Origin of the sequence: Streptomyces xanthophaeus, from assembly GCF_030440515.1 — a bacterium.
Lineage (GTDB): Bacteria > Actinomycetota > Actinomycetes > Streptomycetales > Streptomycetaceae > Streptomyces > Streptomyces kutzneri.
Genome location: NZ_CP076543.1, coordinates 4,809,559 through 4,824,714 on the forward strand (window position 1 = coordinate 4,809,559; position 15,156 = coordinate 4,824,714).

Annotated in this window: 12 protein-coding genes; 9 read left to right on the top strand and 3 right to left on the bottom strand. The window is 74.2% G+C overall.

Features of this window, described 5'->3' with window-relative positions; translation table 11 throughout:
* Window positions 1–198: 198 nt before the first annotated feature.
* Together KO717_RS21385 and KO717_RS21390 are read right to left on the bottom strand one after the other, a co-directional pair.
* Window positions 199–609 carry a rodlin gene (locus KO717_RS21385; protein ID WP_301370324.1) on the bottom strand — a complete coding sequence of 137 codons (411 nt, stop codon included), beginning with the start codon at window positions 607–609 and terminating at the stop codon, window positions 199–201.
* 118 nt (window positions 610–727) lie between these two features.
* On the bottom strand, window positions 728–982 hold the full coding sequence (locus KO717_RS21390; protein ID WP_301370326.1) for a chaplin: 255 nt from the start codon (window positions 980–982) through the stop codon (window positions 728–730).
* 102 nt (window positions 983–1,084) lie between these two features.
* Between KO717_RS21390 and KO717_RS21395 the strand changes: the two genes are divergently transcribed.
* From KO717_RS21395 to KO717_RS21435, 9 genes are all read left to right on the top strand, one after another.
* Window positions 1,085–2,248, top strand: coding sequence for a DUF3344 domain-containing protein (locus KO717_RS21395; RefSeq protein ID WP_301370328.1), 1,164 nt, complete (start codon window positions 1,085–1,087; stop codon window positions 2,246–2,248).
* Between the two features lie 19 nt (window positions 2,249–2,267).
* Window positions 2,268–3,464 carry a glycosyltransferase gene (locus KO717_RS21400; RefSeq protein WP_301370330.1) on the top strand — a complete coding sequence of 399 codons (1,197 nt, stop codon included), beginning with the start codon at window positions 2,268–2,270 and terminating at the stop codon, window positions 3,462–3,464.
* Entirely contained in the window at window positions 3,461–4,981 is a 1,521-nt protein-coding gene (locus tag KO717_RS21405; protein ID WP_437184542.1) for an exopolysaccharide biosynthesis polyprenyl glycosylphosphotransferase, read from the top strand. Before KO717_RS21400 ends, KO717_RS21405 begins: the two co-directional genes overlap by 4 nt.
* Complete coding sequence (locus KO717_RS21410) at window positions 4,981–6,435, top strand: O-antigen ligase family protein (RefSeq protein WP_301370332.1); 1,455 nt, start codon at window positions 4,981–4,983, stop codon at window positions 6,433–6,435. The genes KO717_RS21405 and KO717_RS21410 overlap by 1 nt, the downstream gene beginning before the upstream one ends.
* Before the next feature lie 1,103 nt (window positions 6,436–7,538).
* On the top strand, window positions 7,539–9,281 hold the full coding sequence (gene murJ / locus KO717_RS21415) for a murein biosynthesis integral membrane protein MurJ (RefSeq protein WP_437184649.1): 1,743 nt from the start codon (window positions 7,539–7,541) through the stop codon (window positions 9,279–9,281).
* Window positions 9,271–10,047, top strand: coding sequence for a polysaccharide deacetylase family protein (locus KO717_RS21420; RefSeq protein ID WP_301370335.1), 777 nt, complete (start codon window positions 9,271–9,273; stop codon window positions 10,045–10,047). The genes murJ and KO717_RS21420 overlap by 11 nt, the downstream gene beginning before the upstream one ends.
* Complete coding sequence (locus KO717_RS21425) at window positions 10,044–11,312, top strand: glycosyltransferase (protein WP_301370337.1); 1,269 nt, start codon at window positions 10,044–10,046, stop codon at window positions 11,310–11,312. The genes KO717_RS21420 and KO717_RS21425 overlap by 4 nt, the downstream gene beginning before the upstream one ends.
* A gap of 71 nt (window positions 11,313–11,383) precedes the next feature.
* Window positions 11,384–12,202 carry a lipopolysaccharide biosynthesis protein gene (locus tag KO717_RS21430; RefSeq protein WP_301370339.1) on the top strand — a complete coding sequence of 273 codons (819 nt, stop codon included), beginning with the start codon at window positions 11,384–11,386 and terminating at the stop codon, window positions 12,200–12,202.
* Complete coding sequence (locus tag KO717_RS21435) at window positions 12,199–13,341, top strand: GNAT family N-acetyltransferase (protein ID WP_301370341.1); 1,143 nt, start codon at window positions 12,199–12,201, stop codon at window positions 13,339–13,341. Before KO717_RS21430 ends, KO717_RS21435 begins: the two co-directional genes overlap by 4 nt.
* 5 nt (window positions 13,342–13,346) lie before the next feature.
* Here the strand turns inward: KO717_RS21435 and KO717_RS21440 are convergent, their stop codons facing one another.
* A complete protein-coding gene (locus KO717_RS21440; protein WP_301370344.1) occupies window positions 13,347–14,996 on the bottom strand; it encodes a glycoside hydrolase family 26 protein in 1,650 nt (549 codons plus the stop codon).
* Window positions 14,997–15,156: the final 160 nt, after the last annotated feature.

The window sequence follows — 15,156 nt, forward strand, 5'->3', positions numbered from 1 at the left end:
GGTGCGGGAAAAAGAAACCGCACCTTTTCGGCGGTCCGCCGGTAATTCACCCCGATGCCCGGTCCGATGTGCGGACCGAATTCCCGGTGCCGGCGGATTTGTATCGACAATTCCGGGGCCGGGGAGCGTCCCGGCCCTACATGCGGCGAGGCCGCCGCGACCCGGTGGGTGCGACGGCCTCGCTGGCGCGGGCCTCGGTCAGCTGCCGTTCGAGACGTTGCCGGAGAGGATCGGGATGTTGTCCAGGATGTGCGAGAGGGCTTCGTCGCCCTTGGCCTGGGTGGAGTTCTCGGTGCACTGCTGGTTCTGCGGGCTGGACAGGACCGGGATGTCCTGGACGCCGACGTTGATGAGGGCCAGCACGGACTGCACGTTGGCCTTCGCGGGCAGGGCGATGCAGGGCTTGTTGAAGGAGCCCTGGATGAGCGCCATCTGCGGGCTCATGTTGCCGTAGGTGGCCTGGTTGCCGTAGATCTGCGCGGCGCCGTTGCCCTGGACGGTGTTGACGCCGTTGTCGTTCCCGATGGCCATCGCCTGGGGCGCCATGGCGGCACCGATGCCCACGACCGAGGCGGCAACCGCGGCCGAGGCCATCATCTTCTTGATCATTGTCGTCCCTTTTTTGCAGGATTGCCCGGTAGTGGAGCACCCGGATCAACGCCGCCGCCCCGGTTCGGGTTGCGTGGCTTCACCCGGATGCGGGCGTTTCGGGCAGCACGGTTGACGATCAGGCGCTGACGCAGGTGTTGCCGAACGAGGGGTTCAGCAGGGCGATCACGTTCACCGTGAGGCCGCAGGCGTTCACCGGGACGTCGAGGGGCGCCTGGAGCAGGTTGCCGCTCAGGACGCCGGGGGACCCGCCGGTGAAGCCGTGGGCCGTCGCACCGTCCCCGCCGTGCGCGGAGGCGAGGCCCGCGCCGCCCAGCAGCGCGGCGGCGCCCGCGACGGCGATGGCGGCGCCGCGCACCAGCCTCTTCTTCATCTCCGTATTTCCTTTCGGTTCGAACAATGGTGCAACCCATAACGACCCGCCCGTTGCGAGGGTGCGTGCTATCGCCCAAAAGGCCGTACGAGCGAGTCCGGCGTGATTTCCGGCCTGATTTCTGACAAAGTTCACTCCTGTTTTGTCCCCTTGATCGAAAATGGAGACAGGGTCATGGGTTCCTCCCGCAGAATCCTCGGCACACTCGGTCTGCTGTCCTGCCTCACCCTTTCCGTGAACGCCCAGACGGCGGGGGCCGCGGCCCCCGCTCCCAAGGAGCTGCCCCGGATCCCTTTCACCCAGCGTTACCAGGCCGTGCAGCACGGCGGCCTGGTGCGCGCCTCCAACTCCGGCATCAGCTGCCGCAAGGAACAGTCCCCGCAGGCCGAGCCGTGCGCCGAGGTCAAGAAGGGCGCGGCCGGGGTCAACAGCGACTTCGAGATGTTCTACAGCGAGGTCGACAAGGACCCGGACACCTACAACTCCACCCGGGCCGAGCTCAAGGTCCCGCAGGGCGCGAAGGTCTCGTACGCCCGTCTCTACTGGGGCGGGAACCTTCGGGTGGGCGAGCAGAAGCCGCCGGAGGACAACGGCAGGGTGCTGGTCGCCGAGCCCGGCGGCGCGTACAAGGAGGTCCTCGCCGACACGGTGGTGGGCCACCGCACGGACGCGGGCAGCGATGCCTACCAGGCCTCCGCCGACGTGACCCCGCTGGTCCGCAAGGGCGGCGCCGGCCTGTGGACGGTGGCCCAGCTCAACATCGCGATGGGCCACTCCGACGTGGGGGCCTGGGGCGGCTGGACGCTGGTCGTCGCCTACGAGCACCCGCAGGAGCCGGTGCGCCGGATCTCGCTGTGGGACGGCTTCGAGTCGGTCGCCGCCCGCGGCGGTGACGGAACCGTCGAGATCGAGGGCCTGGACGCGCCGGCCGGCTCCGCGGGCCGGGTCGGGATGGTCGGGTACGACGGGGACCGGGGTGTCCTCGGGGATTCACTCACCGTGACGGCCGACAGCGGTCGCCGGGTGAGCCTCAGTGATGGAGAAAATCCTTTTAATGATGTTATGAATTCCACGATCACGGAATTCGGTGATCAGTCGTTCGTGCGACAGCCCGAACATATGAATAATCTCGGATATGACGCGGACGTGTTCGACCTGAGTCCCGCCCTGTCCGGTGGTGCCCGCAGTCTGAGCTTCAGGTTCACGGGTGAAAGTCAGGGTCATTTCCTCGGTGTGCTCTTCGTTCAGACAGACGCGCGCCGCTGAACGTAGGAGACCACTCCACGTGCCCAGTCAGCCTCGGGCGGCACAGCCCACGACCGTCCTCCACCTCGTACAACCCGTCGACGGCGGTGTGGCCAGGGTCGTCACCGACCTCGTCCGCGCACAGACCGCCGAAGGGCTGCGCGCCGTCGTCGGGTGTCCGCCCGGCGGCACCCTCGGCGACGCCGCCCGCGACGCCGGGGCCGAGGTGCTCACCTGGAACGCCGGGCGGGCCCCCGGACCCGGACTGCCCGGCGAGATCATCGGCGCCCGGCAGGTGCTCCACCAGGTGCGGCCCGACCTCCTGCACGCCCACAGCGCCAAGGCCGGCCTGGCCGGCCGGCTCGCCGTGCGCGGGAGCCTGCCCACCGTCTTCCAGCCCCACGCCTGGTCCTTCGACGCGGTCGGCGGGGCCACCGGCGCGCTCGCGCTGCGCTGGGAGCGGTACGGGGCCCGCTGGGCCGACCGGGTGCTCTGCGTCAGCGACGCCGAGCGCCGCGCGGGCGAGACCGAAGGGATCACCGCCCGCTGGTCGGTGATCCGCAACGGCGTGGACCTGGACCACTTCCGCCCCGGCGGACCGGACCCCGACCGGGACAAGGCCCGTGCCCGCGCCGAACTGCCCCTGCCCGCAGGCTTTCCGGGCGACGGGCCGCTCGCCGTCTGCGTGGGCCGCATCTGCCTCCAGAAGGGACAGGACATCCTGCTGCGGGCCTGGCCGGAGCTCCTCGCCACCGTCCCCGGAGCCCGCCTCGCCCTCGTCGGGGACGGCCCCGACACCGAACGGCTGCGCCGCATCGCCGCACTGTCCGGCACCGGCGTGCACTTCGCGGGCGCCGCCGCCGACATCCGACCGTGGCTTCGGGCCGCCGATCTCGTTGTACTGCCGTCGCGGTGGGAAGGCATGGCGCTCGCCCCGCTCGAAGCCATGGCCTGTGGCCGCCCGGTCCTGGTCTCCGACGTCAGCGGTGCCAGGGAGAGCCTGCCGCCGGGCCAGGGACGCCTGTGCCTGGTGCCGCCGGAGGACCCGACGGCCCTGGCCGAGGCCCTGGGGCGGCTGCTCGCCGAGCCGCGGCTCCTCGCCGAACTCGGCGAGCAGGCCCGGCAACACGCCCGGACCGACTTCGACGTGCGGCGGACCACGGACGCGGTCACCGGCCTGTACCACGAACTGCTGGGCAGGCCCCGGCCCTTGAACCAGGAGCGCATCAGCCGATGACGATGGACAGCGCACCCGCCCGGCACACCGGGCAGGGCGGCACGGGGCCCACCGGCGGAGGCGCCTTCGCGCCCGCGCACCCCGCGGCGGCCCGCCGTTCAGCGACCGCCATCCACCCCCCGCGCGGGCCCAGGGCCGACCCGGCCCGCTCCGCCGTACGCCCCCGGCGCATCCGCCGCCGCGGCCGAGTGCTCCCGCTGCTCCCCGCCGACGCGCTGGCCGCCGTACTCACCGCGACGACCCTGCCCGCGACGGCGCTGCCCGTCCTGTCCGCAGCCCCCGTCCTGCTCGCCGTGCTGCACGCGCAGGCCGGACTCTACCGGCCGCGGCTCGCCCCCTCCGCACTCCTCGAACTGCCCGTGCTGGCCGGGCGGTCCGCCGTCCTGTGGTGCTCGGTCGCCGCCGTCACGGCCGCCGCCGATCCGGCCCGGGCCATCGGCTGGAGCGCGCTGCTCACCGCCGTCTGCCTGCAGGTCGTCCTGGCGTGCGCGGGACGCGGCCTCGCCAACCAGCTCCAGCGCCGCTCGGCCGTACGCCGACCTGCCTCCGCCCTCGTCGTCGGACCCGGCGCAGGGGCGAGCGCGGTGGCCGCCGCCCTGCACGGCCGCCCCGAATTCGGACTGCGGCCGGTCGGACTCGCCGACACCGCCGTGCCCGTCGAGAGTGACGGCGGCGCCCTGCCGCTGCTCGCCACCCACGAGGACATCCGGCGCGCGGTCATCCAGAACTCCGTCGGGCACGCCGTGTTCACCCGCCCCCCGGAGGCCGACGAGCGCACCGCCTCCCTGGTCCGGCTGTTCCACGACCACGGCTGCCGGCTGTGGCTCGCCGACCCGGCCGGCACCGCCAAGGTCACCGGCATGCGGGTGGCGCAGCCCGCGGACCAGCTCTGGGGGTACGCCGTGCAGCCGCTGCTGCCGCGCCCGGCCCGGCCGCTGGAGCGCTGGGCCAAGCGGGGCATCGACACCGTCCTCGCCCTGATCGCCCTGCTCGCCGCCGCGCCCGTGATGGGGGCGTGCGCGCTGGCCGTACGGGTCTGGGACGGGCCGGGGGTGATCTTCCGGCAGGAGCGGGTCGGCCTGTACGGGCGCCCCTTCACCCTGCTGAAGTTCCGTACCCTGCGCGCCGACGAGCACGAGGCCGCCACCCGCTGGACGGTGGCGGGCGACCGCGGGATGAGCCCGGTCGGGTCCTTCCTGCGCAAGTCCTCACTGGACGAGCTGCCACAGCTGTGGAACGTCGTACGCGGCGACATGGCCCTGGTCGGGCCCCGCCCCGAACGGCCCTTCTTCGTCGCCAAGTTCTCCACCGTGCACCCCGGCTACGAGGCCCGGCACCGGATGCCCGTCGGCATCACCGGCCTCGCCCAGATCAACGGCCTGCGCGGGGACACCTCCATCGAGGACCGGGCCCGCTTCGACAACCACTACATCGACACCTGGTCGCTGTGGCAGGACCTGTGGATCCTCGCCCGCACGGCGGCCTCCTTCTTCCGCTTCAGGCTGGGGGGCAGCTGATGAGTCTCGCCGTACCGGGCCGGTGGATCCGGCCGGGCGGGCCGGATCTGCTGCGCCGGCACTGGCCGCTGCTTCCGCTCGCCGCCACCGTGCTGTTCCTGCTCGCCCCGCTTCCGGCGGGGGACGCCACCGCTTCCGGGAAGGTCGGCCCGGCCGACGCCGCCTCGCTGCTGCTGGTCCTCGTCTGCGCGGTGCAGGCGCTGCGCGGCCGGGTGCGGACGCTGACCCCGCTGGGTGTGCTCGTGCTCGGCGCGCCGGCGGTGGGCCTCGCGGTCGCCACGATGACCGCGGGAGATCCGTACGCCGCCCTGCCCGGCTTCGTGCGCTACCTGCAGGTCTTCGTCCTGGTGCCGGCGGCCGTGGTGCTGCTGGTGCAGGGCGCCGCGGAGTTCCGGCTGGCCGCCGGGTGCTTCGTGGTCCTGGCGCTGGTGCAGGGCGCGGTGGGGGTGGTGCAGTACGCCACCCACACCGGGGCCTCCTACCAGGGCGAGGACGTCCGGGCCGTCGGCACCTTCGGCCCCGGCGACGTCATGGGCATGGCCACCGTCGTGGCGTACGGGCTGATCGTGGCGACGGCCGCCGGGCTCGCTCCCGGGCTGCCGCGACGCATCCGGCGGATCGCCGGGGGCTGCGCCTTGGCGCTGGTGCTCCCGCTGGTGCTGTCCTTCAGCCGGGGCGCGTGGATCGCCACCTTCGGCGCGGCGGTGCTGGTGATGGTGCTGGCCGGGATCCGGCGGGCCCTGAAGGTGGTCGCCGCGCTCGCCGCTGCCGGGGTGGTCCTGGTCGGCGGGTTCGGGGTCGGCTCGGAGATGGTCGCCGAACGGCTGACCTCCATCACCCAGGTCTCCAGCGCCCCCGACCAGTCGGTGACCGACCGCTACACGATGTGGGCCGCCGCCGAGTCGATGTGGCGCGAGCGGCCGGCGGTGGGGGTCGGGCTCAAGGGCTTCCCGGCCAACCGGGACGGGCACGCCTCGCTGGGCCTGTCCTCCGGCAGCGACACCGCCGGAGCCGGCCAGGCGTACCTGCGCCAGCCGCTGCTCTCCCCGCACAACATGTACCTGCTGATCCTGAGCGAGCAGGGCCTGATCGGGCTGGTCGCGCTCGTGGGCGGCTGGGCGGCGCTGCTGGTCGCGGGACTGCGCCGGCTCGGCGCGGGCGCCGGGGCACGGGACTGCGGGCTGATCGCGATCGGGCTGTTCGTGTGGCAGCTGACCGACTTCCTCTACGCGGACATCGGCGGGCCGTCCACGGTGCTGACCGGAGTGATCATCGGCCTGGCGGCCTGGTGGGCGCTTCCCTCCCGGGGGGCGGCCGGTCCACTGCGTGGTGCGGCTGCGGGTTCCGGGGGTGCCGCCGGTGCGGGCCCACTGCGTGGGGCGGCCGCGGGTTCCGAAGTCGCCTCCGGTGCGGGTACACGGGGTAGGGCCCCCGGGGTTGCGGCTCGCCCGTGACGGACACCACGCCTTGGCGGCCCGCCTCCGGCCCCCCGGCCGGGGCGGGCCACGCCCGTGTCCCGGGCGCCCCGGACCCCGGCCCCTCCCGCGTCCCGACGGACCCCGGCTTCGCCGGGCGTTCACGGAGCGCGGCCCTGCCCGGCCGGCCGGCCGCCGGGGCCGATCCGGTCGCCCGTCCCGGTGCGGCCGGGTACCCGCGGAGTCTGCCCGTGACGGGACGGTCCGCCGGCCCGTCGGTCCCGGCCGACCCCGGCTTCGCCGGGCGTTCGCGGAGTGTGCCCGTGACGGGGCGGTCCGCCGGAGGCTCAGGCGCACCGGTCGCCGGGGATCCGGGATTCGTCTCCGCGGCCGGGCCGGTCCCGGCGGATCCCGGGTTCGCCGGGCGCTCGCGGAGTGTGCCCGTGGCCGGGCGGCCTGCCGGGGGCTCCGGTGCACCGGTCGCCGGGGATCCGGGATTCGTCGCCGCGGCCGTGCCGCCCGGGCCGGTCCCGGCGGATCCTGGCTTCGCCGGGCGTTCGCGGAGTGTGCCCGTGACGGGGCGGTCCGCCGGGGGCTCCGGTGCACCGGTCGCCGGGGATCCGGGATTCGTCGCCGCGGCCGTGCCGCCCGTGCCGGTCCCGGCGGATCCTGGCTTCGCCGGGCGTTCGCGGAGTGTGCCCGTGACGGGGCGGTCCGCCGGGGGCGCCGGTGCACCGGTCGCCGGGGATCCGGGATTCGTCGCCGCGGCAGCGCCGCCCGTGCCGGTCCCGGCGGATCCCGGGTTCGCCGGGCGTTCGCGGAACGCGGCCTTGCCCGGTCGGTCGGTCGGCGGGGTCGACCCGGGCGGCCGTTCCGGCGCGGCCGGGTACCCGCGGAGCGTGCCCGGGCGGTCCGCCGGAGGCGCAGGCGCACCGGTCGCCGGGGATCCCGGGTTCGTCGCCGGGGGCGGTACGCCGGGTACGCGCAGGCCCGTGTTCGGGTCCGCCGGGTATCCGGGCGGCGCCTCGGGCCGGCACAGCGTGCGGGTCGCGGCCCGGGCCGCGAGCGGCTCCGCCGACGCCCCCGAGGCCCGGCCGGGCGCTCTTGCGGCCACCCCCGGCGGGAGCCGGGCGCCGGGCGAGCTGCCCGAGTCTGCCACCCCCGGAGGGAGGGGCCGGCTCCGCCACGCCCGCCGCACGGGCGAACTCTCCACCACCCCCGGCGGGAGCCAAGGTGGGAACGCCCCCGGCCAGGGGGCCGGGTCCGGCACCCCCGGGGGGAGCCAGCCGCTCGGGCGGTTCCTGGCCAAGGCCGCCGCCGTCACCGCCGGACTGACCGCCGCCGGGGCGGTGTTCGGGCTCGTGCGCGACCAGACCATCGCGCACCTCTTCGGGGCCGGGCACGACAGCGACGCCTTCCTGATCGCCTGGACCGTGCCCGAGATGGCCTCGACGCTGCTGATCGAGGACGCCATGGCGCTGCTGATGGTGCCCGCCTTCAGCCACGCCCTGGCCCGGCGGGCCGCCAGCCGGGCCGGGCTCACCCGCAGGGAGGCCCGTACGCAGGACCCCGTACGGCTCCTGGTGGGAGCGACCCTGCCGCGCCTCGTCGTGTTCCTGGCCGCCGTCGCCTCCCTGCTCGTCGTGGCCGCACCGGCCGTCGTCGCCGTACTCGCCCCCGGCCTGCCCGACCCCGCACTGGCCGTCGAGTGCACCCGGCTCACCGCGCTGACCGTGCTCTCCTTCGGCATCGCCGGATACTTCAGCGCCGCGCTGCGCGCGCACAGGTCCTTCCTGCCGCCCGCCGCGATCTACGTCTCGTACAACATCGGCATCATCGGCACGATGGTGGCCCTGCACGCCCTGTGGGGCGTCCGGGCCGCCGCCGCGGGCGTCGCGGTCGGCGGGTTCCTGATGGCGCTCGTCCAACTGCCCGCCTTCGTCCGGAACGTGGGCTTCGGCCCGCCCCGTGCGAAGAAGGCCGCCCCGCGGAACCAGCGCGACCGGGACCGCCCCACCCTCATCGCCTTCGGGGTCATCGCCCCCGTGATCTTCTTCGCGGTGTTCCGGCAGTCGCAGGTGCTCGTCGAGAGGTTCCTGGCCGCCTCGCTCCCGTCCGGGGCGATCTCCCATCTCAACTACGCGCAGAAGGTCGCGCAGATGCCGATGGTGCTCTCGCTGATGATCTGCACCGTCACCTTCCCCGTCGTCGCCCAGGCCATGGCCGGGGGAGAGCGGGAGAAGGCCCGGCGGCGGGTGGAGCAGGACCTCGCGCTGGCCTCGCTCGCCGTGCTGATGGGCACCGCACTCGTCATCGGCTACGCGCCCCAGATCATCCAGGTCCTTTTCGAACGCGGCGCCTTCACCCACGCGGACACCCTCGCCACCGCCTCCGTCATGCGGGTCTACGGACTCGGACTCCTCGGCCACTGCCTCGTCGGCGCACTGTCCCGGCCCTTCTTCTCGACCGCCCGGCCCACCTGGTTCCCGGCGTTCGCGATGGGTGCCGGACTGCTCGTCAACGTCGTGGCCGGAGCCTTCGCCGTCGGCTGGTGGGGCATCTACGGCATCGCCGCCGCCAACGCCGCCGGCATCTCCACCACCGCCGTCCTGCTGCTCACCGGCCTCGGCTCGCGGATCATCGCCATCCAGGTCCGCCGGGTCGCCCTCAGCATCGGCCGGCTCGCCGTCGCCGCCGTCGCCGCGGGCGCCACCGGCTGGATCGCCGGCCCGATGATCCCCGACCCGATGCTCAGCGCCGCCCTCGGCTGCCTGTTGGTCCCGGCCATGTTCGGAGCCACCGGCATGGCCATACGCGCCCTCGAAGTCACCGCCCTGCCCGGTCAGATCTCCCAGCTCACGCAGAGGTTCCGCAATGTCCGCTGACACCGACACGGCCCCCGCCGCCGTGGTGGTCCCCACCCGCCGGACCGCTTCGCCGTGGGTCCTGATGTACCACTCGGTCGCCGAGTTCACCGACCCCGCGGAGGACCCGTACGGGATCACCGTCACCCCGCTCGCCCTGGAAGCCCAGCTGCTGTGGCTGCGCTCCCGCGGTCTGCGCGGGGTCTCCGTCGGCGAACTGCTGCGGGCCCGCGCCGCCGGACGCGGAGCCGGCCTGGTCGGGCTCACCTTCGACGACGGATACACCGACTTCCTGACCCACGCGCTCCCGCTGCTGAGCCGCTACGACTGCACCTCCACCCTCTTCGTGCTGCCCGGGCGGCTCGGCGTGGACAACGTGTGGGACCCGCTGGGCCCGCGCAAGTCCCTGCTCACCGCCGAGGGCATCCGTGAGGTCGCCGACGCCGGACAGGAGATCGGCTCGCACGGACTGCTCCACCAGGACCTCACCGCGACCGCCGACGACGTGCTCCAGCAGGAACTGCGCGGCAGCCGCGACCTGCTGCGCGAGCTGACCGGCACCCTGCCCGAGGGGTTCTGCTACCCGTACGGGCACCTCGACGCCCGGGTCGTCGACGCCACCCGGGCCGCCGGGTACGGCTACGCCTGCGCCATCGACCCCGGACGGCTCGCCGGCCCGCACGCACTGCCCCGTACGCACGTCAGCCAGGCCGACGGCGGCGCCCGGCTGCGCATCAAGCAGCTCCGCCACCAGGTGCGCGAGCTGCGGCGCGGGGTGCAGCGGTGAAGACGCTCCAGTCCGTCAAGGCCCTGCACATCATCACCGGACTCGGCGTCGGCGGCGCCGAACAGCAACTGCGGCTGCTGCTGCGCCACATGCCCATGCAGTGCGACGTGCTGACGCTGACCAACCCCGGGCCGGTGGCCGAGGGGCTGCGCGCCGACGGGGTCCGCGTCGTCCACCTGGGCATGCGGGGCAACCGGGACCTGGGGGCGCTGCCCCGGCTGGTGCGGTTCATCCGGCGCGGCCGCTACGACCTCGTGCACACCCACCTCTACCGGGCCTGTGTCTACGGGCGCCTCGCGGCCCGGCTCGCGGGCACCGCGGCGACCGTGGCCACCGAACACTCCCTCGGCGAGGGTGAGATCGAGGGCAGGCCGCTCTCGAGCGGGGTGCGCACGCTGTATCTGGCCAGCGAACGCCTGGGCGCGGCCACCGTGGCCGTCTCCGACACCGTGGCCGCCCGGCTGGAGGGGTGGGGGGTGCCGGCCGCGCGGGTGCACGTCGTACCGAACGGGATCGAGGCCGTCCGCTTCCGCTTCGACGAGGGCGTCCGGCGGGCCACCCGCGCCCGCACCGGGCTGCCCGAGCGGGCCTTCGTGGTCGGCGGGGTCGGCCGGCTGGTCCCGGGCAAGCGGTTCGACGTCCTGGTGCGGGCCGTGGCCGCGCTGCCGGGGGCGCATCTGCTGCTGGCCGGGGACGGGCCGGAGCGGGCGGGGCTGCGCCGGCTGGCCGCCGAGCTCGGCGCGCAGAGCCGCATCCACCTGCTGGGGGAGCGGGATCCGCTGGGCGACAGCGCGGACGGCCGCACCCCGGGCATCCCGGCGCTGCTGGCCGCCATGGACGTGTTCGTCTCCCCCTCGCGGGAGGAGGCCTTCGGGCTCGCCGTCGTGGAGGCCCTGGCCGCAGGTCTGCCCGTCCTGCACGTGACCTGCCCGGCCATCGACGACCTGCCCGCCGCGCAGGCCCCCGGGGCCCGGCGCATCGGAACGGGCACGGAGGAACTGGTCGCGGCGCTGCGGGGACACATGGAGGCGGGCGCGCGCCGGCTGCCCCCGCCGCCGGTGGTCCGCCGCTACGACATCGCCCGCAGCGCGCGGCAGCTGCTGGACGTGTACGACCTCGCCCTCTCGGCCGCGCCGGGCGCCGCCGGAACGGCCCGGGGCCGAGCCGCCGCCGGACCGGTGCCCGGCGCCGGCGGCGCAGCCGTCGTCGGTGCCCGGCGCGAACCGGTCGGGCCCGGACCGGCGGAGCCGACCGGCACCGGCTGATCCCTCCCCTGCCCGAAGGGGTCCCGACGGGACCCGAAGAACTCCCCTCCACCCAGGAAGCGAGCACGTCCATGGCCGACACGTCCGAGAAGAACCCCGAGAAGAAGGCCGAGAGCAGGTCCGAGAGCCGGTCCGAGAGCCGGTCCGAGCGCAAGCCGGACCACCGCTCCGAGCGGAGGCCGCGCCGCCGGAAGCTGTCGGCGCCCCTGTGGTGGCCGCTGCCCGCCTGCGCCCTGCTGGGGCTGGCCGCGGGCGGGGCGTACGGGGTGCTCAAGGCCCCCGAGTACGCCGCCACCAGCTATGTCGTCGCCGTGCCCGACGACACCACCGAGCCGGCCACCGCCCTCGGCTTCGCGCAGGCCTACGCCCGTATCGCGACCAGCAGTTCCACCCTCGCCTACGCCCAGCCGCGGGCCGGCATCAGCGCCGCGAAGCTGCGGACCCAGGTACGGGCCGAGACCTCCCCCGAGTCCCCGATGATCGCCGTCACGGGTACGTCGAAGAGCCCCGCCGAGGCCGCCGACATCGCCAACGCGGTCGCCGACGCGCTGTCCCTGAGCAGCAATCAGGCCGCCAAGAACACCGGTGTCCAGCTGCTCCTCTTCAACCAGGCGGTCGCCCCGACCGAGCCCGCCTCCCCGTCCGCCGCCATCAGCGGCGCCGTCGGGATGTGTGCCGGCGGGCTGCTGGGCGGACTGTGGCTGCTCGCCCGCCCGGGCCGTGCGCGGCGCTCCGAGGACAGCGCGACCGGTGCCCCGGCCGGGTCCCCGGGCGGCTCCCCGGCCGACTCCTCGGTGGAGGCCGCCGCATCGTCCCCGGTCGAGGAGTACGCCTCGCTGCCCGCCCAGGGTGAGCCGGCCTCGGCCAAGGAGAAGGAGTCCGTTCGATGAGTTCGGGCTCCGCCGGGGCCCTGTCGGTGACGCTGTGCCGCGACCCCCGGCAGTTCGCCGGGCTGGAGGAGTCCTGGAACAGGCTCTTCCGCGGCTGCCCCACCGCCACCCCCTTCCAGAGCCACGCCTGGCTCCACTCCTGGTGGCTGTCGTACGGGAAGGACGGCCGGCTCCGGATCGTCCTCGTCCGGCGGGGCGAGGAACTGGTCGGCGCGGCCGCGCTGATGCTCGTACACCGGCCGATGCCCCTGCTGGTGCCGCTCGGCGGCCCCATCACCGACTACTTCGACGTGCTCGTGGCGGCGGAGTACGCCGACCAGGTCGTCCCGGCGCTGGCCCGCGGGCTGCACCGGGCCGCCCGCGGCGCCGTCGTGGACCTGCGGGAGGTACGTCCCGGAGCCGCCGCCGAGGAGCTGTACCGGCAGTGGCCCGGGGTCTCCAGCATGCTCGCCGACTCCACGTGCATGGAGCTGCCGACGCTGCCCTTCGACGAACTGGTCAAGCGCATGCCGGCCTCCGGCGCCCAGCGGGTCCGGGCCAAACTGCGCAAGACCGACGCGGCCGGGATCGAGGAGCACGAGGTCACCGAGCAGGAAGTGCCGCGCGCCGTACGGACCCTGCTGCGGCTGCACGAGAAGCAGTGGCGCGGCCGCGGGGTGACGCCGGAGCATCTGCGGCCCCGCTTCGCCGAGCACCTGACCCGGGCCACGCGGCGGATGGTGCGGGCGGGGGAGAGCCGGCTGACGGAGTTCCGGCTGGACGGCAAGGTGGTGGCGGCCAACGTCACGCTGCTGTCGGCCGGGCTCAGCGGCGGCTACCTGTACGGGGCCGACCCCGATCTGCGGACGCGGAAGGTGGACGTCGCGACGCTGCTGCTGCGCTACGAGGCGGGGCGGGCGCTCGCCGAGGGCCGGCCGGTGGTGAGCTTCCTGCGCGGCAGCGAGCCGTACAAGAACCACTGGCGGCCCGAAACGGTCGTCAACCGGCGTTTCCTGCTGGCCACGGCGGCGCTCGCGCCCCTCCTGCGTGTACACGAGTCGCAGGTGACGGGGCGCGAGCGGGCGGTGGACGTACTGCGGGAGGCACTGCCGGCCGCCAGGGACTGGCGGGCGCGGCTCAACGAACTGCGGGTGCGATGACCCGTCTAGAAGGGCCAGATGCCGGAGTTCTTGCCGAAGTCCAGCTTGATGCAGACCGACTGCGTGCCGACCAGCTTGGACAGCCACTCGCCGAAGTTGAGCGGCACGCACCAGTGCTTGCTGTTGACCGGCGGCGGCGTGGGCTGCGGCAGGGGCTTGGGCGGCGAGGGCTCGGGCTTCGGCGTGACCGGGCTCGGGGCGACCGGCGAGGGCGTCGGGACCTGGGGCGTCGGGACCGCCGGCGAGGGCCGGGGGGAGGGCTCGGGATCGGTGTCGGGGTCGGGGTCGGGGACCTCGGGTGTCGGGACGAGCGGGCTGGGCGTGACCGGCAGCGGGACCTGCGGGCTCGGGACGACCGGGCTCGGGGTCACCGGAGCCGGGACGGCCGGGCTCGGGGCCACCGGAGTGGGCTTCGGGACCTCGGGCGTCGGGACCGCGGGTGTGGGCACCAGGGGCGTCGGGGCGACGGGCGTGGGGACCACCGGAGTGGGCTTCGGGATCTCCGGCGTCGGGACCTGAGGTGTGGGCACCTGGGGCGTCGGCACCTGCGGGGTCGGAACCTGGGGCGTCGGGACCTGCGGGGTCGGCACGACCGGCGTGGGCACCACGGGGGTCGGGACCACCGGGGTCGGCACCACGGGCGTGGGCACCACCGGGGTCGGGATCACCGGGCCGGGCCGCTCCGGCGTCAGCGCGTCGCGGAAGGCCTTCGAGGACTCCGGGTTCTGCTTGCACTGCCACACGCCGTGCGGGCAGTAGTCGGTGATGGTGTGGTAGAGCGGCTTGTGCTGCGCGATCCACTTCAGCATGCGCCGCACGTACTCCGGATTGTCCCCGCGCCGGAACAGCCCCCACTCCGGGTAGGAGATCGGCTTGCCGTGTGCTTTCGCGAAGTCGACCTGCTGCTGGAGCCCGTACGGCTGGGTGATCTGGTCGTCGAAGTCCCGGCCGGGACCCTGGTCGTAGGAATCCATTCCGATGACGTCGACCACGTCGTCGCCGGGGTAGCACTTCGTCCAGCCGATCGCGTCCGCACCCCGGTTCGGGGCGAAGTCGAACGTGAACTCCTGACCGGGTACGGAGCGCATCGTGCTGACGATGCGCTTCCAGTACCGCTTCCAGTTCTCCGGGTCCGGTGCGCACCGGTGGGTGTACGTGACGCCGTTCATCTCCCAGCCGAGCACGATCACCGTGTCCGGGACGCCCAGCTCCACCAGCCGCTCGGCGAGGCGCTGGAAGTGCCGGTCGAACCGGCCCTCCGCGCCCGCCCTGATCAGCTGGGCCACCTGGTAGTCGGGCACCCGGCCCTCGTTCCGCTCCTGCATGGGCACGTTGAGGACGAACAGCCGGTCGTCCTCGGCCAGGCGCCAGTCGGCCCAGTCCTCCAGGAACGAGACCCTGCCCTCGATACCGGCCCACCTGTCGCCGGGGAGATAGGTGTGCCCGACCCGGATCTCCTTGCCGCCCAGCCAGCTCGACAGGTACGGGATCCGGGCCACCCCGGGCGGCCCGTAGTCGAGATAGGCGCCCATGGCGATGTCCGAGCCCTCGGGCCGGTCCTTCTCGGGTGCCGCGAGCGCGGCGCCGGTGGCCAGCAGTCCGGCCGTGACCGTACCGATGCAGGTGCTCGCCAGTCGGCGGCGTGGTCTGGGCATGGCGTCTCCCGAGCTTTCCTGAATCGGTGTGCTTACCAAAGACGTTAGGCATCAGATCTGACGAATGGCCTGTCCGGTGACTGCCGCGTAGGCCATTAGCAGGTGCGCACCACTCCCGCTTGGTCCGACTAGGTGAAAGACACCGTTGCCATGCACGCGT

What these genes read in the sequence shown, in the direction of transcription:
- KO717_RS21385 (WP_301370324.1), bottom strand. Translation starts at nt 609, where the DNA reads ATGATCAAGAAGATGATGGCCTCGGCCGCGGTTGCCGCCTCGGTCGTG.
- KO717_RS21390 (WP_301370326.1), bottom strand. Translation starts at nt 982, where the DNA reads ATGAAGAAGAGGCTGGTGCGCGGCGCCGCCATCGCCGTCGCGGGCGCC.
- KO717_RS21405 (WP_437184542.1), top strand. Translation starts at nt 3,461, where the DNA reads ATGACGATGGACAGCGCACCCGCCCGGCACACCGGGCAGGGCGGCACG.
- KO717_RS21410 (WP_301370332.1), top strand. Translation starts at nt 4,981, where the DNA reads ATGAGTCTCGCCGTACCGGGCCGGTGGATCCGGCCGGGCGGGCCGGAT.
- KO717_RS21420 (WP_301370335.1), top strand. Translation starts at nt 9,271, where the DNA reads ATGTCCGCTGACACCGACACGGCCCCCGCCGCCGTGGTGGTCCCCACC.
- KO717_RS21430 (WP_301370339.1), top strand. Translation starts at nt 11,384, where the DNA reads ATGGCCGACACGTCCGAGAAGAACCCCGAGAAGAAGGCCGAGAGCAGG.
- KO717_RS21435 (WP_301370341.1), top strand. Translation starts at nt 12,199, where the DNA reads ATGAGTTCGGGCTCCGCCGGGGCCCTGTCGGTGACGCTGTGCCGCGAC.
- KO717_RS21440 (WP_301370344.1), bottom strand. Translation starts at nt 14,996, where the DNA reads ATGCCCAGACCACGCCGCCGACTGGCGAGCACCTGCATCGGTACGGTC.